The sequence below is a fragment of the Nocardia veterana NBRC 100344 genome, from assembly GCF_000308855.1.
GTDB classification, from domain to species: Bacteria; Actinomycetota; Actinomycetes; order Mycobacteriales; family Mycobacteriaceae; genus Nocardia; species Nocardia veterana.
On record NZ_BAGM01000049.1, the window covers coordinates 47,876 to 67,235 of the forward strand.

Annotated in this window: 21 protein-coding genes and 1 other RNA gene; 9 read left to right on the top strand and 13 right to left on the bottom strand. The window is 70.2% G+C overall.

What is annotated here, in order from left to right:
• Nucleotides 1–77 precede the first annotated feature (77 nt).
• The 4 genes from ON37_RS08150 to ON37_RS08165 all read right to left on the bottom strand — a co-directional run bounded on the left by ON37_RS08150 (nucleotide 78) and on the right by ON37_RS08165 (nucleotide 2,598).
• Nucleotides 78–695 (bottom strand): TetR/AcrR family transcriptional regulator, encoded by a 618-nt coding sequence (locus ON37_RS08150; protein ID WP_040718189.1) that lies wholly within the window; start codon nucleotides 693–695, stop codon nucleotides 78–80.
• Between the two features lie 114 nt (nucleotides 696–809).
• On the bottom strand, nucleotides 810–989 hold the full coding sequence (locus ON37_RS08155; RefSeq protein ID WP_040718191.1) for a hypothetical protein: 180 nt from the start codon (nucleotides 987–989) through the stop codon (nucleotides 810–812).
• A 129-nt stretch (nucleotides 990–1,118) separates the two neighbouring features.
• Nucleotides 1,119–1,637, bottom strand: coding sequence for a gamma carbonic anhydrase family protein (locus ON37_RS08160; RefSeq protein WP_040718192.1), 519 nt, complete (start codon nucleotides 1,635–1,637; stop codon nucleotides 1,119–1,121).
• Complete coding sequence (locus ON37_RS08165) at nucleotides 1,618–2,598, bottom strand: GlxA family transcriptional regulator (RefSeq protein WP_040718193.1); 981 nt, start codon at nucleotides 2,596–2,598, stop codon at nucleotides 1,618–1,620. The genes ON37_RS08160 and ON37_RS08165 overlap by 20 nt, the downstream gene beginning before the upstream one ends.
• Nucleotides 2,599–2,669: 71 nt before the next feature.
• Between ON37_RS08165 and ON37_RS08170 the strand changes: the two genes are divergently transcribed.
• Nucleotides 2,670–3,437 carry an MBL fold metallo-hydrolase gene (locus ON37_RS08170; protein ID WP_040718194.1) on the top strand — a complete coding sequence of 256 codons (768 nt, stop codon included), beginning with the start codon at nucleotides 2,670–2,672 and terminating at the stop codon, nucleotides 3,435–3,437.
• A 93-nt stretch (nucleotides 3,438–3,530) separates the two neighbouring features.
• Complete coding sequence (gene ald, locus ON37_RS08175; protein ID WP_040718227.1) at nucleotides 3,531–4,640, top strand: alanine dehydrogenase; 1,110 nt, start codon at nucleotides 3,531–3,533, stop codon at nucleotides 4,638–4,640.
• A gap of 18 nt (nucleotides 4,641–4,658) precedes the next feature.
• Here the strand turns inward: ald and sigJ are convergent, their stop codons facing one another.
• Nucleotides 4,659–5,579 carry an RNA polymerase sigma factor SigJ gene (gene sigJ / locus ON37_RS08180; protein WP_245553110.1) on the bottom strand — a complete coding sequence of 307 codons (921 nt, stop codon included), beginning with the start codon at nucleotides 5,577–5,579 and terminating at the stop codon, nucleotides 4,659–4,661.
• A 167-nt stretch (nucleotides 5,580–5,746) separates the two neighbouring features.
• Here sigJ and ON37_RS08185 point away from each other — a divergent pair, with 167 nt between their 5' ends.
• Complete coding sequence (locus tag ON37_RS08185; RefSeq protein WP_040718195.1) at nucleotides 5,747–6,838, top strand: cobalamin biosynthesis protein; 1,092 nt, start codon at nucleotides 5,747–5,749, stop codon at nucleotides 6,836–6,838.
• Nucleotides 6,839–6,879: 41 nt separating this feature from the next.
• Here the strand turns inward: ON37_RS08185 and ON37_RS08190 are convergent, their stop codons facing one another.
• Together ON37_RS08190 and ON37_RS08195 are read right to left on the bottom strand one after the other, a co-directional pair.
• Entirely contained in the window at nucleotides 6,880–7,911 is a 1,032-nt protein-coding gene (locus ON37_RS08190) for an SURF1 family cytochrome oxidase biogenesis protein (RefSeq protein ID WP_040718196.1), read from the bottom strand.
• A complete protein-coding gene (locus ON37_RS08195) occupies nucleotides 7,908–8,402 on the bottom strand; it encodes a low molecular weight protein-tyrosine-phosphatase (protein ID WP_040718197.1) in 495 nt (164 codons plus the stop codon). Before ON37_RS08195 ends, ON37_RS08190 begins: the two co-directional genes overlap by 4 nt.
• A gap of 121 nt (nucleotides 8,403–8,523) precedes the next feature.
• Between ON37_RS08195 and cobC the strand changes: the two genes are divergently transcribed.
• Nucleotides 8,524–9,594, top strand: coding sequence for an Rv2231c family histidinol phosphate aminotransferase CobC (gene cobC / locus ON37_RS08200; protein WP_040718198.1), 1,071 nt, complete (start codon nucleotides 8,524–8,526; stop codon nucleotides 9,592–9,594).
• 79 nt (nucleotides 9,595–9,673) lie between these two features.
• On the top strand, nucleotides 9,674–10,816 hold the full coding sequence (locus ON37_RS08205; RefSeq protein WP_040718199.1) for a Nif3-like dinuclear metal center hexameric protein: 1,143 nt from the start codon (nucleotides 9,674–9,676) through the stop codon (nucleotides 10,814–10,816).
• A 51-nt stretch (nucleotides 10,817–10,867) separates the two neighbouring features.
• On the opposite strand, the gene ON37_RS08210 is transcribed toward ON37_RS08205, so the two are convergent.
• On the bottom strand, nucleotides 10,868–11,311 hold the full coding sequence (locus tag ON37_RS08210) for an OsmC family protein (RefSeq protein ID WP_040718200.1): 444 nt from the start codon (nucleotides 11,309–11,311) through the stop codon (nucleotides 10,868–10,870).
• Nucleotides 11,312–11,499: 188 nt separating this feature from the next.
• Here ON37_RS08210 and ON37_RS08215 point away from each other — a divergent pair, with 188 nt between their 5' ends.
• A complete protein-coding gene (locus ON37_RS08215; protein ID WP_040718201.1) occupies nucleotides 11,500–12,237 on the top strand; it encodes a zinc ribbon domain-containing protein in 738 nt (245 codons plus the stop codon).
• A gap of 10 nt (nucleotides 12,238–12,247) precedes the next feature.
• A complete protein-coding gene (locus tag ON37_RS08220; RefSeq protein ID WP_040718202.1) occupies nucleotides 12,248–13,501 on the top strand; it encodes a bifunctional RNase H/acid phosphatase in 1,254 nt (417 codons plus the stop codon).
• A 43-nt stretch (nucleotides 13,502–13,544) separates the two neighbouring features.
• On the opposite strand, the gene ON37_RS08225 is transcribed toward ON37_RS08220, so the two are convergent.
• Complete coding sequence (locus ON37_RS08225; RefSeq protein ID WP_040718203.1) at nucleotides 13,545–14,432, bottom strand: alpha/beta hydrolase; 888 nt, start codon at nucleotides 14,430–14,432, stop codon at nucleotides 13,545–13,547.
• 62 nt (nucleotides 14,433–14,494) lie between these two features.
• On the bottom strand, nucleotides 14,495–15,658 hold the full coding sequence (locus ON37_RS08230; RefSeq protein WP_040718204.1) for a lactate 2-monooxygenase: 1,164 nt from the start codon (nucleotides 15,656–15,658) through the stop codon (nucleotides 14,495–14,497).
• 180 nt (nucleotides 15,659–15,838) lie between these two features.
• Here ON37_RS08230 and rnpB point away from each other — a divergent pair.
• An RNA gene (gene rnpB, locus ON37_RS30875) (RNase P RNA component class A) lies at nucleotides 15,839–16,256 on the top strand.
• Between the two features lie 369 nt (nucleotides 16,257–16,625).
• The gene (locus ON37_RS08235) at nucleotides 16,626–17,411 is read left to right on the top strand and encodes a DUF7689 domain-containing protein (protein ID WP_157171388.1); all 786 of its coding nucleotides are present in this window, start codon (nucleotides 16,626–16,628) and stop codon (nucleotides 17,409–17,411) included.
• Between the two features lie 77 nt (nucleotides 17,412–17,488).
• Here ON37_RS08235 and ON37_RS08240 read toward each other — a convergent pair whose 3' ends face one another.
• The 3 genes from ON37_RS08240 to ON37_RS08250 all read right to left on the bottom strand — a co-directional run bounded on the left by ON37_RS08240 (nucleotide 17,489) and on the right by ON37_RS08250 (nucleotide 19,159).
• Nucleotides 17,489–17,764 (bottom strand): Clp protease N-terminal domain-containing protein, encoded by a 276-nt coding sequence (locus tag ON37_RS08240; protein WP_040718206.1) that lies wholly within the window; start codon nucleotides 17,762–17,764, stop codon nucleotides 17,489–17,491.
• Nucleotides 17,765–17,893: 129 nt separating this feature from the next.
• Nucleotides 17,894–18,292: a nuclear transport factor 2 family protein gene (locus tag ON37_RS08245; protein WP_040718207.1), complete on the bottom strand. Its 399-nt coding sequence runs from the start codon at nucleotides 18,290–18,292 to the stop codon at nucleotides 17,894–17,896.
• A gap of 33 nt (nucleotides 18,293–18,325) precedes the next feature.
• Nucleotides 18,326–19,159, bottom strand: coding sequence for an oxidoreductase (locus tag ON37_RS08250; protein ID WP_040718208.1), 834 nt, complete (start codon nucleotides 19,157–19,159; stop codon nucleotides 18,326–18,328).
• Between the last annotated feature and the right edge of the window lie 201 nt (nucleotides 19,160–19,360).

Here is a 19,360-nt window from a genome sequence, read left to right on the forward strand (position 1 = left end):
CGCGATCAGGACGCGGCGTGCGCGCCGATGCGGCTGGTACTCCGGGCTCTCGAGCGGAATCCGTGGACCGGTACCGGTCAGGCGCCGCCGCCGACCATCGGCAGGAGGGTCCGCCGGGCGAAGGCGCGGGCGGCCTGCGCATCCGACAGCGGTATCAGCCCGTCGGGCGTCAACGCCAGCGACTGCGCCAGCCGGGCCATGATCTCGGCGACCAGATCGGCGTCGAAATCCAACTCGGCGTTGGCCTTCTGCAAGCCGCGCAGCTTGTCGGCCAGATACGCCCGGCCCACGGCGAGGATCGGGCCGGCATCGGTGGTCAACCGGGGCAGGATCAGCTCGGGTTCGGTGCGCAGGAGCCGTTGCAGCAGCTCGTTGTGGGCCAGCGCGGTGATGAAGACGACGAAGATCTCCACCAGCTGGTCCTCGTTGTCGGCGATACTGCCCACCCGCTGCTCGATATCGGCGACGAAGCGTTGCGCCTCACGCACACTGACCGCTTCGACCAGATCGTTCTTCGACTCGAATCGGCGATACAGCGTCGCGGGACTGATCCCGGCGCGGCGCGCGATCTCACCCATGCTGGTGCGCTTGATCCCGAAGTCCAGGAAGGCCGACAGGGCGCTCTCGAGCAGCTGCTCACCATCGGAGCGCGGCTTCTCGAGGATCCGGGCCAGGATGGACGGCACAGGTGGCATGGGGACTCCAGTCGAATCGGCGTAGTACCGCGTCGATGCGGAAGGCTGACGATCATTATCTCATCGCCACGCGCCGGTTCCGACGGGCCGGACCCCGGGCCTACCCGGCCGGGTTCATCGCAGGTTCAGCGCGGCCATCTCTCGCTCGATCGCATTGGCGGCGAAATCGCTTCCGCTGGAACGTAATTCGTGGACCCGGCGCTGCAGCGCCTCGATTCCCCCCGGTTGGGCCGCGATATCGGCCACACTGATCCGCCCCTTGGGTCGGTGCATACCGGACTGCTCGTACGACACCGTCTAACCTCCTGCATACCCGCTCCGCAGCGCGCCGTCCGTGGCGATGGTTCACTGCCGCGGACCGCGAACATGCTGCGACGATGCTATCAAGAGATCAACATGGGCGTTTGACCAGTGTGGTCTGTCTCACAGCGGACTGCCGGTGTCGCGGTGAGTGCTCATATTGTGCAGATAGACCGCCGCGTTCAGCTTGATCCGGTCGCGCTCGGCCTCGCCCAGTTCCCGGCGCACCTTGCCGGGTACGCCCGCGACCAGCGAGCCCGGCGGGATCTGCGCGCCCTCGGGAATCAGGGCGTTCGCGGCGATCAGGCAGCCCTCACCGATCACCGCGCCGTTGAGTACGGTCGCGCCCATCCCGACGAGCACGTCGTCGCCGACCGTGCAGCCGTGCAGAATCGCGTTGTGGCCCACCGATACTCCGCTACCCACCCGCAGTGCGAAGCCGGGATCGGCGTGCAGGACACAGCCGTCCTGGATATTGCTGCCGGAGCCGACGGTGATGCCCTCCAGGTCGCCGCGGATCACCGCGCCGTACCACACGCTGACCTGCTCACCCAACCGCACCCGGCCGATCACCGTGGCCGTCGGCGCCACCCATGCGGTGGCGTCGATCTGCGGTTCGTGCTCACCCAGCTTGATCCTCATGCAGGCCAACATAGCTGGCCCGGAACTGGGCGCGATGGGCGGCCGGAGGCAGTCCGAGGCTGCGATGGAAGTGGTGGCGCAGGTTCATCGCCGTGCCGAGGCCGGTATCGGCGGCGATGCGGTCCATGGTGTCGTCGGTCGACTCCAACAGCAGCCGTGCGCGGTCGATGCGCTGCTCGAGCAGCCAGCGCTGCGGGCTGGAACCGGTGCGCTCGCGGAACCGCCGGGTGAAGGTGCGTCGCGACATCAGTGCCGTGCGCGCCCAGCCGTCCAGGTCGATCGGCTGGTCGAGATGCGTTCGGGCCCAGACCATCGCGGCCTCGATCGGATCGTCGTCCGCGGCGTCGGGGACCGCCAGCGGAATGTACTGGGCCTGCGAGCCGGCGCGGTAGGGCGCCAGCACCAGGGTGCGCGCGAGTTCGGTCGCCGCGCGGGCACCGTGGTCGGCCCGCACCAGATGCAGGCAACAGTCCAGTGCCGCAGCCACTCCCGCGGAGGTGACCACGTCACCGAGATCGGTCCACAGCCGGTCCGCGCGCACGGTCACCGCCGGATGGGCGGCGGCCAGGGCCGCAGCCAGACCCCAGTGCGTGGTGACCTCCCGGCCGTCGGCGAGGCCGGTGGCCGCGACCACCCAGGAACCGCGGCACAGTCCCACGATGCGTGCGCCCCGCGCGTGCGCGTCCAGCACCGCCGACCGGATGGCCGGGGAGACCTCGAGTCCGGGAATCCAGCTCGGGATCACCACCGTGTCGGCGCGCTCGACCGCTTCGAGGCCGGATCGCACGGCGAGATCGAAATCGCCTGGTGTGCGCAGAATTCCGGGACGTTCGGCGCAGGTGAGCACCTGATACGGCGCGCTCTGCTGCGCGCTCGTGCCGATGCGGCCGAACACCAGCGAGGGCACCGAGAGATGGAACGGGCTGATGCCGTCGAAGGCGAGGACGGCGACCACATGCATGGCCCGATTTTATCGAAGGATGGCCTTCGGGCCACTGTCGGTGCGGGCGCCGGGCGGCCAGGCTGTAGCTCATGACGAACACGCTGTCCACCACGGTCGAACTGCTCCACATCGGCGGCCCCACGGTCCGGTTGAACTACGGCGGGCTGGTCTGGCTGACCGACCCGACCTTCGACGCCCCGGGCGCCTACACCTCGGGCGCACTCACGCTGCACAAGCTCACCGGCCCCGCGGTCGGCGCGGATCGAGTGGGCCCGGTGGACGTGGTGCTGCTGTCCCACGATCAGCATCCGGACAACCTCGACCCGGCCGGGCGGGCGTTCCTGACCGGCGTGGCGACGGTCCTGTCCACGCCCGAAGCCGCGCAGCGGATCGACGGCGTGCGCGGCCTGCGGGTGTGGGAGGCGGTGACGATCGGCGCGGTCACGGTGACCGCGGTGCCCGCCCTGCACGGACCCGAGGGCGCGGAGGCGTTGAGCGGCACCGTCACCGGGTTCGTCCTGCAGGCCGACGACCTGCCGACCGTCTACATCTCCGGCGACAACGCCTCGGTCGACTACGTCGAGCGGATCGTCGCACGGTTCGGTCGGATCGATATCGCCCTGCTCAATGTGGGCGCCGCCAACGTCGGACGTTTCGCGGACACCGATGTCACGCTGAACGCCCGCACCGCACTGGCAGCGGCCCGGGCACTCGGCGATGCCGTGGTGGTTCCGGTGCACGCCGAGGGCTGGGCGCATTTCACCGAAACGCTGGATCACCTGCGCCGCACGTTCGAATACGGCGGCCGCGGCGGGCAACTGCGCATTCCGCCGCTCGGCGAAACGGTTCCGCTCTGAGAACCGGCCCCGCGATTGCCATTCGATTGCCGATCTACGAATCGCCGCCGCGTCAACGTGGCGGCACGACGCGATCCGGGTCACGATGGCGGTATGAGAATCGGGGTTCCGCGCGAGATCAAACCGCAGGAGAGTCGGGTTGCCCTGGCCCCGACCGGCGCCGGTGAACTCGGCCGGCACGGTCATCGGGTGCTGGTGGAATGCGGTGCCGGGCTGGGGTCCGGATTCACCGACGCCGACTATCTCGCCGCCGGCGCGCAGATCGCCGGATCCGCCGACGAGGTCTGGGCCGAGGCCGAATTGGTGCTGAAGGTGAAAGAACCGGTGGCAGCGGAATACTCCCGCATGCGCGCCGGGCAGGTACTGTTCACCTTCCTGCATCTGGCGGCCTCACGGGAATGCACCGACGCGGTGCTCGCCTCCGGAATCACGGCGATCGCCTACGAGACCGTGCGCGCCCCCGACGGATCGCTGCCGCTGCTGATGCCGATGAGTGAGATCGCGGGCAAACTCGGCACCCAGGTCGGCGCCTACCATCTGATGGCGCCGACCGGCGGTGCCGGAGTGTTGCTGGGTGGGGTGCCCGGGGTGCGGCGGGCCGACGTGGTGGTGATCGGCGGCGGCGTCGCCGGCACCAACGCCGCGAGCGTCGCCGTCGGAATGGGTGCCCGGGTCAGCGTGCTGGACACCAACCCGGTGCGGCTGCGCGAACTCGACAGCCGATTCGGCGGGCGGATCACCACCCTGGCCTCGAACGCCGCCGAGATCGATCGTGCGGTCACCGCGGCCGATCTGGTGATCGGGTCGGTGCTGGTACCGGGAGCCCGTGCGCCGCAACTGGTTCCGGACACCCTGGTACGACGGATGCGGCCCGGGTCGGTGCTGGTCGACATCGCCATCGATCAGGGCGGCTGTTTCCAGAACTCACATCCCACCACGCACGCCGAACCGACCTTCCCCGTGGCCGATTCGCTGTTCTACTGCGTCGCCAATATGCCCGGCGCGGTACCGCACACCGCCACCGTCGCCCTGACCAATGCCACGCTGCCGTATGTCCGCGTCATCGCCGACCTGGGGTGGCGGGCCGCCTGCCGGACCGATCCGGGTCTGGCGGCGGGACTCACCGCCGATGCGGGACAGCTGTATTCACCCGAGGTGGCCCAGGCGCACGGTCTGCTGGCGGCCGGTTCCGGCGCGGCCTAGCCCGCCCCGGCACCGGCGTCACAACATCCAATCCGGCTCGCCCTCGGGCAGATTCCGCAGCTTCTCCGGATTGCGGACGATGGTGATCGAGGTGATGCGGTCCTGTTCGACCGTGAACGCCATGATGCCCATGTGCTGCCCGTCGAACACCATGAGCCCGCGCTGTCCGTTGACCTGCACCATCCGCGCCCACGCGCCCTGTCCGGCGCGATACCAGCCGAAGTAGAGCTTGGCCACCAGTTCCGCGCCGTGCACCGGCTGCCGGATCGCGGGCACGCGGCCGCCGCCGTCGGCGGTCAGGGTGACGTTCTCGTCGAGAACGCCGAGCAGGGCGTGCAGATCGCCGGAACGCCAGGCCAGCGAGAAGGCCGAGACCACCTTCTCGTGTTCGTCGCGGCTCGCGGGAAAACGCGGCGTGCCCTGTTCGACGTGTTTGCGGGCCCGCGAGGCCAGCTGCCGCACCGCGGCCGGGGTCCGGCCGACCACCTCGGCGACTTCGGGACCCGTCATACCGAAGATGTCCTGCAGCACGAACGCGGTCCGCTCGGCCGGTGACAGCGATTCCAGCACCACCAGCAGCGCCGTGGTGACCCGCTCGTCCTGTGAGATCCGGTCGGCCGGATCGTCCCACGCGGTCACCTCGGGTTCCGGCAGCCACTCGCCGACGTACTGTTCGCGGCGGGCCCGGGCCGAGCCCAGCTGATCGAGGGCCAGCCGCCCGGTGACGGTGGTGAGCCAGGCCCGCAGATTGTCGATCTGCTCGCCGGGGGACCGTGTCTCGTACCAGCGTTGCAGGCGCAGCCAGGCCTCCTGCACGACATCGTCGGCATCGCTGAGGCTGCCCAGGGTGCTGTAGGCCACGCGGCGCAGATACTGACGATGCTCCTCGAACTGCCGTGCCAGCTCGGCGGCGTCGATATCGTCGGGTCCGGTCGTCACTGCTGCCATCCTCGTCTCGGGGGCGCCCGGGTGCTCCGGCGCCGCGGGCCGTTCTCCTCATGGACGACGCGACCCCGACGAGTGTGACATCGCCGTCCCGCTCGGGACGAGCCACGGGCGGTGACGTGCCGGGCGGACGGCGCTGCGCGGGACGATAGTCTCGCGCGGTGCGTAACGGAACGGCGCGGGCCGCGGGCCTGGTACTCGGCTTCGTGGCGGATCGGATGTTCGGTGATCCGCGACGGGGACATCCGGTGGCGCTCTTCGGTTCGGTGGCCGCGCGTGCCGAATCGTTGAGCTATCGCGATGCGCGCGGAGCCGGGCTGGTGCACGAGCTGGTGTTGGTCGGCGGGGTCGTCGCCCTCGGATCGGCGGCGGAGTCGATCGGCCGGTCGGTAGGAGCTTTCCGCGCCGATCGCCCGGCAGCGGCCGGTCCAGACCGCGGGACGGGCGCGGTTTCGCCGGTCGCACGGCGTCGTGCCCGGGCGAGGAACCGCCGTCGTTCTCGTGCGGGCGCGGGGCTCGGCACGATCCTGGCGACCGCCGCCGGGACGTGGGTCGCGCTCGGCGGTACCACGCTCGCGCGGACCGGTCGCGAGCTGGCCGACCGATTGGAAGCCGGGGATCTCGACGGGGCGCGCACGGTGCTGCCCGCGCTGTGCGGCCGCGATCCCGATGTGCTCGACGGTGACGGATTGGCCCGCGCCGCAGTCGAATCCATTGCCGAGAACACCTCCGATGCCACGGTCGCCCCGCTGGTGTGGGGAGCGATCGCCGGGGTGCCGGGAGTGCTGGGTTATCGCGCGATCAACACCCTGGACGCGATGATCGGCTACCGCAACGAACGCTATCGCCGATTCGGCTGGGCCGCCGCCCGCGTCGACGATCTGGCGAATCTGCTGCCCGCCCGGGTGAGCGGGGCGGCGACCGTCGTGCTCGCCCCGCTCGTCGGCGGCCGACCGGGCGCGGCGTGGCGGGCGTGGCGCCGGGACGCCGGCGCCCATCCCAGCCCCAATGCCGGCGTCGCCGAGGCCACCATGGCAGGGGCGCTAGGGGTCGCGCTGGGTGGGCGGACCGAGTATCGCCACGGCGTGGAACTGCGACCGGTACTGGGCCGGGGGCCCGCGCCCCGGGTCCCCGACCTACACCGGGCGGTCCGCCTGTCGAACGCGGTGCAGGTGGCCGCCGCGGTACTCGCGGCGGGCGCGGCGTACGGACTCGGGCGCCGCGGCTCGGCTCGCGCCGAGGCGCCGGCGTAGGGATCCGCCAGCGGCGGTGTCGTAGCGCTGCGAGGTGCGGGTCAGCGGCGCGTGTTGCCGTAGCGGTCGGCGAGGCGATCCGCGGTGGTTCGCGGCGCGGTGGGTTTCGGCCCTGCCGCGGGCTCGGCCGGGCGGTCGTTTCCGGATGGCGCCGGGCGGGTTTCGTCGGTTCGGGTCGAGGTGGCAGCCGGAGCGGGTGTGCTCTCCGCGGCCGAGGCAGCGACGGCTGCGGGGACATCGGCCGGGCTCGGCGCATCGGTCGTCGCCACCGATTCGGCGGCGGCCCGGTCGCGGCGGCGTTCCCGCAGTTCGGCGACGATGAAGTAGCCGAGCCCGAGCGGGGCCATCACCCCGAACGCGATCCATTGCAGGCCGTAGGACAGGTACGGGCCGGCATCGAGTTGCGGCAGCGGTTGCGGGGTGAACGCGCCCGGTTGTCCGGCGTCCAGCTGCAGATATCCGCCGTGCTCGCCGGTGGCGAAACTGGTCAGCGGAGAACCGAGCACCGTCGACAGTTGCGTCGTGTCGACCGAGTACACCTGGCGCAATCCGTCACCCACCATGGGGTCCTTACCCGGAACGACACCTTCGGACCTGCGGACCCGTCCCTCGATGCGCTGCGGGCCCGACGGCGGCTCGGCGATCACCGGCAGCTGGGAGCCGTTCACCGCGGCGATCAGTCCGCGATCGACCAGCACGATGCGGCCGTCGTCGAGCCGGAAGGCCGCCAGTACACCGTAGGCGGGCTGGTCGTTCAGTCGCTGCAAACGCTCGACCACCAGCGAGTTCGGCACGTAGCTCCCGGTGGCGATCACCCGCCGCCACTCGGTGTCGGCGGGATCCGTTCCGGCCGGTGGGGCGCCCGTCGGGCTGTTCAGCAGATCGGCCGCCGGTACCGGATCGGCGTTCACCGAGGCCGCGATCAGGTTGTTCCGATGGGAGGTCGACGTGTTCTTGCCCAGCTGCCAGGGGGCCAGCACGGTGAAGCACAGATAGGCGAAGGCGATCACGACGACCGCCAGAATCAACCAGCTGGGCCGCAGCAGAAAGGTCAGCCGCCGTGCGAGGTTCATCGCCCGGATCCGGTCGCGACGGGCTCGCCGAGCTGTTCACGCACCCAGTCCAGCAACGCCGGAACGGCAGCCTCGATCTGCTCGCGCACCAGCTCGAAATCGGCGTCGTCGCCGTAGTACGGGTCGGGTACGTCGTGATCGTCGGCGGCGGGATCGAAGCTGCGCAGCAGCCGCCGCCGGGCCTGCGGAATCCGCAACCGGGTCAGCTCGCGATCGTGCGTGGAATCCAGGGCGACCAGGAGATCGGCGTCCAGATGGTCGGGTCCGATCACGGCGGCGACGTGCCCGACCGGATACCCGTGCCGGGTCAGCAGGGCGGTGGTGCGTGGGTCGGCGTCGGCGCCGACATGCCACGCGGTGGTGCCGGCACTGCTCACCCGCACCCGATCGGCCAGTCCGGCACGTTCCAGATGCGCGGCGAAGATCTTCTCGGCCATCGGCGACCGGCAGATGTTACCGGTGCAGATGAAAGTCACGTGCAGCTCGCCCACGCACCCATTGTGGCCGGTCGGTGCGGGCGACGGCCACGTAGGGTGGGTGGCTGTGCCAGAGGACACCCCCACGACCGCCGAGCCGCGGACACGCCGAGGCCCGGGCGGCCCGGATACGCCGGTGGCCGGGCCCGGAGTCGCCGCGGGTTCGTCGGGCGCCGGTTCCGCTGTCGATCTCGCGGCGCTGCGTCATCACGGGGACCGCGAGGTGCGGCCGGGGATGGTCGACTTCGCGGTGAATGTGCGCGGGGACGCGCCACCCGAATGGCTGCGGCGGCGACTGGCCGCGCGCCTACCGGAGCTGGGCCGATACCCGTCCGACACGGAGGAGCGGTCCGTGCGGTCGATCGTGGCCGCCCGGCACGGCCGGGCACCGGAGGAAGTGCTGCTGCTGGCGGGGGCGGCAGAGGGATTCGCGCTGTTACCGCGACTGGCGCCCCGGCTCGCCGCCGTCATCCACCCGTCGTTCACCGAACCGGAGCTCGCGCTGCGGGAGGCCGATATCCCGGTGACCCGGGTGGTGCTGCCACCGCCTTACGCGCTGGCGGGTGCCGGTGTCCCCGATGCGGCCGATCTGGTGGTGCTCGGCAATCCGACCAACCCGACCTCGGTGCTGCATCCTCGTGCCGTCGTCGAATCGCTGCGGCGGCCCGGTCGTATCGTCGTGGTCGACGAGGCCTTCGCCGATGCCGTGCCCGGCGAACCGGAATCGCTTGCCGGACAGTCCTATCCGGACGTCCTGGTGCTGCGCAGCCTGACCAAGACCTGGGCGCTGGCCGGGTTGCGCTGTGGATATCTGCTGGGCTCGGCGCCACTGCTGGCCCGGCTGAATCGCGGTCGCGCCCATTGGGCGCTCGGCACGCTGCAGCTCGAGGCGATCGCGGCCACCGCCGAACCGCGGGCGCTCGCCGCCGCCGCGGTGAGCGCGGCCCGGATCGCGGCCGAGCGGGCGGCGATGATTCCGCGGCTGCGCGCACTCGGCGTCGAGGTGCACGAACCGGCCGCCGGGCCCTTCGTACTGATCCGGGTGCCCGACGGCGAGTTGTTGCGAAAGCACCTGGCGGACAGGGATATCGCAGTCCGTCGGGGTGACACCTTCCCGGGACTCGGTGGTGAGTTCCTGCGCCTGGCCGTGCGCGATCGCGCCGCCGTCGACCGGTTGGTGGCCGCGATCGAGGACATCGGGCTGTGAGAGTGGCGCGTGTTCGACCGCCCCGCGGGCGGTACCCGAATGGATAATGGCCCGACGAGCGAATCGGTGGAGGTGCGGTGTGGAAGCGACGAATTCGGCTGTGGCGCTGAAGGACTTGATCGGCGTCCTCGACGATGCCTACCCGCCCCGGCTGGCCGAGTCCTGGGATTCGGTGGGGCTGGTCTGCGGTGATCCGGCGGCCCCGGTCACCCGCGTGCTGTTCGCGGTCGATGCCACCGCGGCGGTGGTCGACGAGGCGATCGCCTGGGGCGCAGACGCTGTGGTCGTCCATCACCCGCTGCTGCTGCGCGGCGTCGACACGGTCGCCGCGAGTACTCCGAAGGGCGCGCTGCTGCACCGGCTGATCCGCAACGACTGCGCGCTGTTCACCGCCCACACCAACGCCGATTCCGCCGATCCGGGTGTTTCCGACGCGCTCGCCCAGGCGCTGGGGCTCACCGTGACCGGGCCGCTGGAACAGAAGTCCGCGACGCCGGTGGACACCTGGTCGGTGTTCGTTCCGCGCGCCCATACCGACGCGGTGCTGGCCGCGATGTTCGCGGCGGGCGCGGGCGGTGCCGGCCGGTACGGCGAATGTGCCTGGCGCGTGCCCGGAACCGGGCAGTTCCGCCCGCTGGCGGGAGCCGATCCGGCGATCGGGAGGGTCGGCGACCTGGAGTTCGTGGCGGAGGACCGGATCGAGGTGGTGGCGCCGCCGTCGGCCCGCGCCGCGGTACTCGCCGCGCTGCGCGCCGCCCACCCCTACGAGGAACCGGCCTTCGATGTGACCGAACGCGCGGCACTGCCCTCGGGCCAGGGGCTGGGCCGTATCGGCACCCTGCCCGAACCGGAAACGTTGCGCGCCTTCACTGCTCGCGTGCGGGCCGCCCTGCCCGGCACCGCGTGGGGTGTGCGGGCGGCCGGCGATCCCGACCGGGCGATCCGCACCGTCGCGGTCTGTGGCGGCGCCGGCGACTCCTTCCTCGGTACCGTCGCGCGCCGCGGCGTCGATGCCTATGTCACCGCCGACCTGCGCCACCACCCCGCGGACGAGAACCTGCGCGCCGGCGGTCCCGCGCTCGTCGACGTCGCCCACTGGGCCAGCGAGTACCCCTGGTGCGCCCAGGCGGAAGGGATTGTCCGAGAAGCGTTTCCGGACGTCGAAACCCGGGTCAGCGCCCTGCGGACCGATCCCTGGACCCTCGGCGCCGCCGACGACTGAGGGGCGGCACAGAGCGACGACCATCGGCTCGCCGCGCCGCCGTGCCCGCCCTCACTCGGTCCGAATATCGGGCTCGTGATCGACCGGGAAGTTCACCGAGTTGGCGATGAAGCAGCGCTCGTGCGCCTTCGCGTGCAGCGCGCGGGCCTGCTCGACCATTGCGCCGTCGGTGATGGTGACGCGCGGGCGAAGAACGACCTGTTCGAAGCGCCGGTCGTTCATTACGCCCTCGGCCTGGTCGAGGTAATCGGTCACCACGATCCCGGCCTCGACGCACAGATGCAGGTACCACAGCATGTGGCACTGCGACAGCGAGGCGACCAGCAGCTGTTCGGGATTCCAGCGGGTGGCGTCGCCGCGCCCCACCACCGGATCCGCCGACCCCGGCAGCGGTGGCCGCCCCTCGGCCAGCACTTCGTGATCACGCGAGTACGAGCGGTAGGCGGTGGTGGCGCCGGTCCACACCACGTCCACGCGATAGCGATGTTCGGCCATCGGGCCAGAGTCGCACAATCGCCGAGGCGACGCATTCGGGTTTCCGCTACGTCCGGCGAATGCCGTGCTCAGGGGCCGGTGCTGCGGGGTTGGGACGAAACCGGTCGCGGGCAGAGTACGGTTGAGCACCGGCGTCGCGCACGTGTCGCCACCGCAACCGTCCACAGTGTCGAGGAGTACGTCCCGCGTTGAATGTCGAACCACCGATCCAGGCCAAACTGCTCGACCTCGCGGCCGTCGACGCCGAGTTGACGCGGATCGCGCATCGCCGCAAGGTGCTGCCCGAACAGCAGGAAGTGCAGCGGCTGGAAGCCGAACGCACCGCGCGCAAGGACGCGGCGGTCAAGGTCGAAATCCAGCTCGACGATCTCGACCGCGACATTCGCAAGCTCGAGGGTGAGATCGACGCCGTGCGCAAGCGCGAGGCCCGGGACCGCGGAATGCTCGAGGGCGGCAATGTCGGCGCCAAGCAGCTCTCCGAGTTGCAGCACGAACTGGGCAGCCTGGAACGGCGACGCGGTGTGCTGGAGGACGAACTGCTCGAGGTGATGGAGCGGCGCGAGGCCGCGGAGGCCGACCACCAGCATGCCGGGGCCAACCTCACCCGCGCCGAAGAGGATCTGGCCCTGGCGCAGAGCCGCCGCGACGACGCGGTCGCCGACCTGGATGTCGCCGCGCAACGCTGCGATGCCGACCGGGATCAGCTGGTCGCGCAGTTCCCGGCCGACCTGCTGGCGATCTACGACAAGCAGCGGGCCCAGCACGGCGTCGGTGCGGCGCTCCTGCAGGCCCGCCGCTGCGGTGCCTGCCGGATCGAACTCGATCGTGGCGAGATCGCCCGCATCGCCAAGACCGACCCGCAGGTCGTGGTCCGCTGTCCCGAATGCGGGGCGATCCTGGTGCGCACCAAGCAATCCGGATTGTGACGGCGCGGCGATGACGGTACGCAATGTGATCGTCGAGGCCGACGGCGGCTCACGCGGTAATCCCGGCCCGGCCGGTTACGGCGCGGTCATCTGGGATGCCGATCACGCCACGATCCTCGCCGAGCGTCGCGAGTACCTCGGCGTCACCACCAACAATGTTGCCGAATACCGCGGTCTGATCGCGGGTTTGGCGGCCGCGGCCGAGCTCGGGGCGCGCATCGTGGAGGTGCGCATGGACTCCAAGCTGGTCGTGGAACAGATGTCGGGGCGCTGGAAGGTCAAGCACGCGGCCATGATTCCGCTCGCCGAGCGAGCCCGGCAGCTGGTCGCCGGTTTCGATCGGGTGGGCTTCCAGTGGATTCCGCGGGAGCGGAATGCGCACGCCGATCGGCTCGCCAACGAGGCCATGGACGACGCCGAGGTGGTCGCCGAGGTCCGCGCGGCCGATACCGAACGCCCGCTGGTCGCCGAGGGCGGTGTGGCCGAATCGGATTCGATCGCCGAGAGCGCCGGATCGGAGCGCGGCGCCGAGGCCGAGTTGCCGAGTGGGATCGACGAGGCCGCCGATGCCCGGGCGGCGCAGGCCGATCCGGTGGTGCCCGGCACCGCGGGGGTGCGCGCCGCGCCGGGACCCGGATGGACCGGCGCCCGCGGGCGGCCCACGCGGCTTCTGCTGTTACGTCACGGTCAGACCGAATTGTCGGTCGAGCGTAGGTATTCCGGCCGCGGGAATCCGGAACTGACGGCCCTGGGCCGCGAGCAGGCCGCGCGGGCCGCGAAATACCTTGCAGCGAAAGGGGATATCGCGGCGGTGGTCACCTCACCGCTGGGCCGGGCACGCGAAACCGCGCAGGCCGCCGCGCAGGCGCTGGACGTGCCGGTGCGGGTGCTGGACGCGTTGACCGAGACCGATTTCGGCGAATGGGAGGGACTCACCTTCGCCGAAGCCGCGCAACGGGATCCGGAACTGCATCAGCGCTGGCTCGGGGATCCGTCGCTACCCGCTCCCGGCGGGGAGAGTTTCGACGCCGTGCGGGAGCGGGTCGAGGCCGCTCGGCGGGACCTGATCGCGTTGTATCCCGGGCAGAACGTCGTGGTGGTCAGTCATGTGACGCCGATCAAGACGCTGCTGCAGCTGGCGCTCGAGGTGGGGCCGTCGCTGCTGTACCGGCTGCACCTGGACCTGGCATCGCTGTCGATCGCGGAGTTCTACCCCGATGGGGGATCCTCGGTCCGCCTGGTGAACGACACGTCCTATCTCTGATGCCGCGGCCCGGTTCCACCGGAACCGGGCCCGTTCGTCCCGGTTACGGACGCAGCACCGACACCAGGAATTCGGTCTGGTCGTAGACCGCCTTCTCGAACCAGTCGTCGAAGTAGATGTCGAAATGGCCGATGGGGTAGCGCTTCACGATGCCGTGTTTGGTGCGCTCGGCGGCTTTGAGGGTCGGCCCCACCGGGGCGACGGTGTCGTTGTCGCACACCGCGTACAGCACCGGCACCTTGATGCCCTTGGTGCGTCGCCACGGCGCGTCGAACAATGCCGACATACCCACCCGGGCAGCCACTTTCGGCTGATACTGCTCGCTCTCCTCGGCGAGACGGCCGAAACCTTCGGGTACGTCGGAGGCGCTCATCAGGGCGGCCGAGCGCTTCCGACCGGCCAGCCGCACACCTACCGGCTTGCGGCGGATCGGGCCGAACACGATATCGGTGAGTGCCAGCGTTCCGGTCTTGGTCAGGCTGATCGGACCCTTCGCCAGCGCCGAGGACCAGCCGCTGGTGAACGGGCACTGCGCCACCACGGCGGCCAGATAGTCGTCCTCGTGCGCGATCGAGAGCACATGACCGCCGCCGAAGGAGCTGCCCCACAGGGCGATTCGGGTGGCGTCGAAACCCTTGAGGGTGCGGGCGTAGGCGATCGCGGCGCGCCAGTCGTCACGCTGGCGGGCGATGTTGATCAGTTGCCGGGGCTCCCCGCCGCTGGCGCCGAAATGCCGATAGTCGAAGGCCAGCACGCCCATTCCCGCCGCGGCGAACCGGCGCGCATAGCGATCCAGCCCCATTTCCCGGTTCGCCCCCAGACCGTGCCCCATGATCACCAGTGGACGCGGTTTGGGTGGACCGTCCGGAAGATAGAGCCACGCTGCACACTGTTCGTTTCCCGAACCGAACCCCACCTCGACACGCTCCATGGGCGAATACCGTACTGTGTCGAGCCCGCAACCGCAGAGCTGGATCCCCGGTCACGACGGCTTCACGGGTGCACGGAACGCAAACAGTCGCGAGTCAGATCCTTGCGGGTCGGGTACCCGTCGACCGCCATGATCAGGTCCGCTTCGGCGAGCAGCGTGCGCAGGACGTGCACGATTCCGTTCACGCCGCCGAGTGCCAGACCGTAGGCGTAGGGCCGTCCGATGCCGACCGCGGTCGCGCCGAGGGCCAGCGCCTTGACAATGTCGGCGCCCGTGCGGATTCCGGAATCGAACAGCACCGGCAGCCCCTCGGCCGCGTCGACGACCTCCGGCAACATGTCCAGCGCCGGCAGGCCGCCGTTGGCCTGGCGCCCACCGTGATTCGAACAGTAGATGCCGTCCACCCCGCCGTCGCGGGCGCGCCGCGCGTCATCGGGATGGCAGATGCCCTTGACGATGAGCGGCAGGTCGGTGAGCGAGCGCAGCCAGCTCAGATCCTCCCAGCGCAGCGGATTTCCGAACAGCTGCACCCAGCGCAGCACGGCACTCATCGGATCCTCCTCCGGTGGGCGCTGCAGCCCCGCGAGGAAGACCGGATCGGTGAAATAGTTGGCCAGGCAGTGCCCGCGCAACTGCGGGAAGTTGCCGGTGGACAGGTCGCGCGGCCGCCAGCCGGTGATCCAGGTGTCCAGGGTGACGACGATGCCCTTGTATCCCGCCTGTTCCGCCCGCTGCACCAGACTCGCCGCCAGGTCACGGTCGGTAGGGGTGTAGAGCTGGAAAAAGCCTGGGGTATCGCCGAATTCGGCCGCGACGTCCTCCAGTGGATCCACGGTCAGCGTGGAGGCGATCATCGGGACACCGGTGCGGGCGGCCGCCCGGGCGGTGGCCAGATCGCCGTGCCCGTCCTGCGCGCACAGCCCGATGACGCCGACGGGCGCCAGGAAAATCGGTGTGGGCAGGGTCATTCCGAACAGCTGCACGGACAGATCCCGTTCCTTGGCGCCCACGAACATCCGCGGGAGCAGACCCCACCGGTCGAAGGCGGCGACGTTCGCCCGCTGCGTCCGCTCGTCACCGGCGCCACCGGCCACGTACGACCAGATCGAGGGCGGCATCGCCGCCTGCGCGCGCTGCTCGAGCTCGCCGTGGGCCACCGGAAATTCGGGCACCACGCCGCGCAGACCCTGGAAGTAGATCTCGTTCTGGAAGTCGCCGAACCCCATCTGCGCTGCCCTCCTGTGCCGGTGACCGCCGAGCCCGCACACTCCGCGGCGAATGCGGGCTTCACTGTATGCGTAACCGGTAGTACCGCGCCACGAGTGGTGCGATGCGGCCGCTCGTACCGGAGGTTCGGAGGGGCCCGGGGTGCGATCGACGGCCCTGGCACGGCACAATAGTGCGGACGAGTCGGTCGGGCGACCGCGTCGACGGGAACGGGTGCACATGTACCGCCGCCCGTCGCCGAGGAAAGTCCGGACTCCACAGAGCAGGGCGGTTGTTAACGGCAACCCGGGGTGACCCGCGGGACAGTGCCACAGAAAACAGACCGCCGGCGGTCTCTCCGGAGGCCGGCCGGTAAGGGTGAAACGGTGCGGTAAGAGCGCACCAGCGCCCCGGGTGACCGGGGCGGCTCGGTAAACCCCGCCCGGAGCAAGGTCGAAGGTCGCACTCTCGCGAGTGCGGCTGCGCAGGTGCCCGAGGGCTGCTCGCCCGAGCCTGCGGGTTGGCTGCTCGAGGTGCCCGGTGACGGTGCACCCAGATGGATGGTCGCCCCCCGGTGCGAACCGGGGACAGGATCCGGCTTACAGACCGACTCGTCCCCTTCGGGGGGCCGCCCCGCCGCACCATCGGACTGCCGTGCCGCCGACCGTCGCGGCCCGGGCCCGCACCGGTGGGTGACTACCCGCCTTCCGCCCGGGCGGTCTGCTCCCGCGGACACGGCATGGGACGGATTTTCCAGCCGCTGGGGGTCGGCGGTGTTCCGCTACGTTCTTTCTGCACCACCGCTGCTCGCGTCGAGAATCGGGCTCGAAGAGATGGCGGCGCCCTTCCTGGCATCGTAGGCCGACGGGCTCGGAAAGAGGAGTTCTCTTGTTCGCAAGCGCGAGTCGAAAGGCCGCGGAGGCCGCGCATCTGGCGGCCGAGAAGTTCGCCCGTCTCGGTCGGCAATGGGCCGGCAATATACGGCGCGTGAGCGAGCGAATCGCGGAAAGCCCTCAGGTATACCGCGACGAGGACGCCGAGCTCGGACGGATGGCAGGGCGAGCCGCCGATGCCGGACCGAATCCGGCGACCACAGCTTCCGGGCCGGCAACGAAAGAGCCTCCCGGCCCGTCTCCGGACGTCGACGCACAGATCGCCAGGACCGGGTGGGCCACCGACCCCATGACCGTGCGCAGCCACAGAACCGATGCGGGACTGGTGATTCCGCCCCGCACGCTGCTGGAGGCGGTCGCTACCGCACCCGATGAACCGTGGATCTTTCGCACCAGAGCCGGACTGACCGAGTTGTTCCGCAAGAACATTCGTTCCGGCGTCCGGCTGGACCGTTTGGAGCCGATCCAGCCGATCAATCCGAACTTCAACTGCCACGGGTTCACCTTCAGCCGTGCTGGCTCGGCGGCCTGGTTGCCCGGGCGGGCAGTCGACGACATTCTGTCGCACAACGGTTTTCGGCAAGTCGCCGAAGCAGGTTCGGCGGTACCGGGAGATGTGGTCGTCTATCGCAATGCGAGATCCGAGGTCACCCACTCGGGAGTGGTCGCCCGGGTGGCCTCCGACGATGTGTACGTGCTCTCCAAACAGGGTCCGCTCTCGGTGGTGGAGCATCGGATGCACGAGGTCACGGATATGTACGGGCGCGACGTCTCGATCTACCACACGGACCGCCCGGACGGCAGATTCCTGGCACCCGTCCCGGGCACCGAGTGCTCGACTCCGCCCTGGCCCCCGGCCGCCGCGGACGGCGAGCCGTAATCGTCACAGCGTCCGAGCCGGCACCCGGATTCGTCGGGCGTACGGCGGCCGGGGCAGCCGCGGACGAGCGGCGGAAATCAGAGTGCCTTGCGGGAAGAATCTTCTTCCGGTGGCTCGGGGGGATCGGGGTAGGGCCCGTTTCGGAGGGTTTCGTGGAGCGCGTCGGTGATGGCCGCGAGGTTGGCACCGGCATGGTGGAGGGCTCGGGCTACGGAGGAGTCGGGGTCGTGCAGGGTGGCCAGGACGAGGTGTTCGGCGGTGACGGCGTGGTGGCCGGTTTCGCGGGCGAGGTCGGTGGCCTGGTTCAGGGCGCGTTTCAGGTTGGGGGTGTGCGGCAGGGGTTCCGCGTTCATCTGTCCATGATCGCCCGCGCAGGCAACTTCGGAGCACTATTCGATGCGTTTGCGATCCGGTCAGCGGTGAGCCGAGCCTTCCGCCGGTAGGTGATTGGCGATACGGATCAGCGCCGCGGCGATCGCGGTTTACGGCTGCAACGGGGTACGCCGGGGCCGGACGATGCGGTGGGTGATCTTCCATCCGTTGCCCCGGCGCTCGAGGGTGTCCTCGTAGGTGACGCTGCCGACCGAGCCGTCGGTCATCACGCCGAGCCCCTTCGACAGTGCCCGCACCGTACCGTCGGCGACCTCGTTGATCACGATATTCGTGACGTGATGGGCGACGGGATTGGCGTCGCCCAGGGCCAGCGCGGCGGTGCGGCACGCCTCGATACCCGTCAGCACGCCGCCGCCCAGCGCGGTGACGTCGTAGATCACGTCCTCGGCGAACAGCGCCGGCCAGCCGTCGAAATCGCCGTTGTCGGTCAGATGGCCGTGCAGATTGATCACATCGGTGATGGCGAAGCGGTCCTCGACGGTGAGCATGCCGGGCCTTTCGATAGTGGGGAGCCGGCTCGGCTATCGGAAGTTGGTATCGGCGGCCCAGGGCTCGAGCTCGTCCAGATCGGCGAGTCGCTGGGTGAGGGTGGCGCGGATGCCGGCGAAGGCCTCCGGGCCCAGGGGCAGGCGCAGCGGCGGTTCGTCCATCTCGACCGCGCGGAGGATGGCCGCGGCGGCGCGGGCGGGATCACCGGGCTGGGTCCCGTCCTGAGCCTGGAAGCGCCGCCGCTCCTCGGCGAAGATCGGCTCGTACTCGGGCATCGAGTCGGCCCATCGGATGGAGCGGCCGGCGAAGTCGGTGCGGAACGGGCCGGGTTCCACGATGGTGACCTTGATTCCGAACGGTGCGACCTCGTAGGACAGCCCCTCGGACAGCCCTTCGACCGCGAATTTGCTGAGCGCATAAGGGGTTCCGCCGAGCCGGGCGCGCACGCCGCCGACCGAGGACAGCTGCACGATATGCCCGCTGCGCTGGGCGCGCATCAGCGGCAGCACCGCCTTGGTGACCGAAATGAGGCCCCACACATTGGTTTCCATCAACTGTCGCAGCTGCTCGTCGTCGCATTCCTCGAGCGCACCGCGCAGACCGTAACCGGCGTTGTTGACCAGGACGTCGATGCGTCCGAACCGGACTCGCGCCGCCTCGACGGCCGCGGTGATCGTCGCCGGATCGGTGACGTCGAGCTCCGCGGTGAGGACGCGCTCCGGATCGTGATCGCGAAGATCGGCCAGCTGCTGGGGCCGGCGCGCGGTGGCGACCACGCTGCCGCCCGCGGCCAGCGCGGCGGTGGCGATCGCACGGCCGAAACCGCTGCTGGTGCCGGTGATGAACCAGACGAGATCCGAGGTCATGGGGTTCTCCCTGTCGAAGGCGTCGACGGCTGGGCGATGCGACCGCAGCCGGTTTCCGCCACGGGTGGCTGCGGTCGCGCGGAGATCAGCCCGCGGGGTTGACGACCAGGATCTGGGCCCAGTAGGCCGCCTGCTCGGGACCGACGAGAGGCAGCAGGTAGTCGTAGACGATGGACGACATTGGGTGTGAAACTCCTTGTA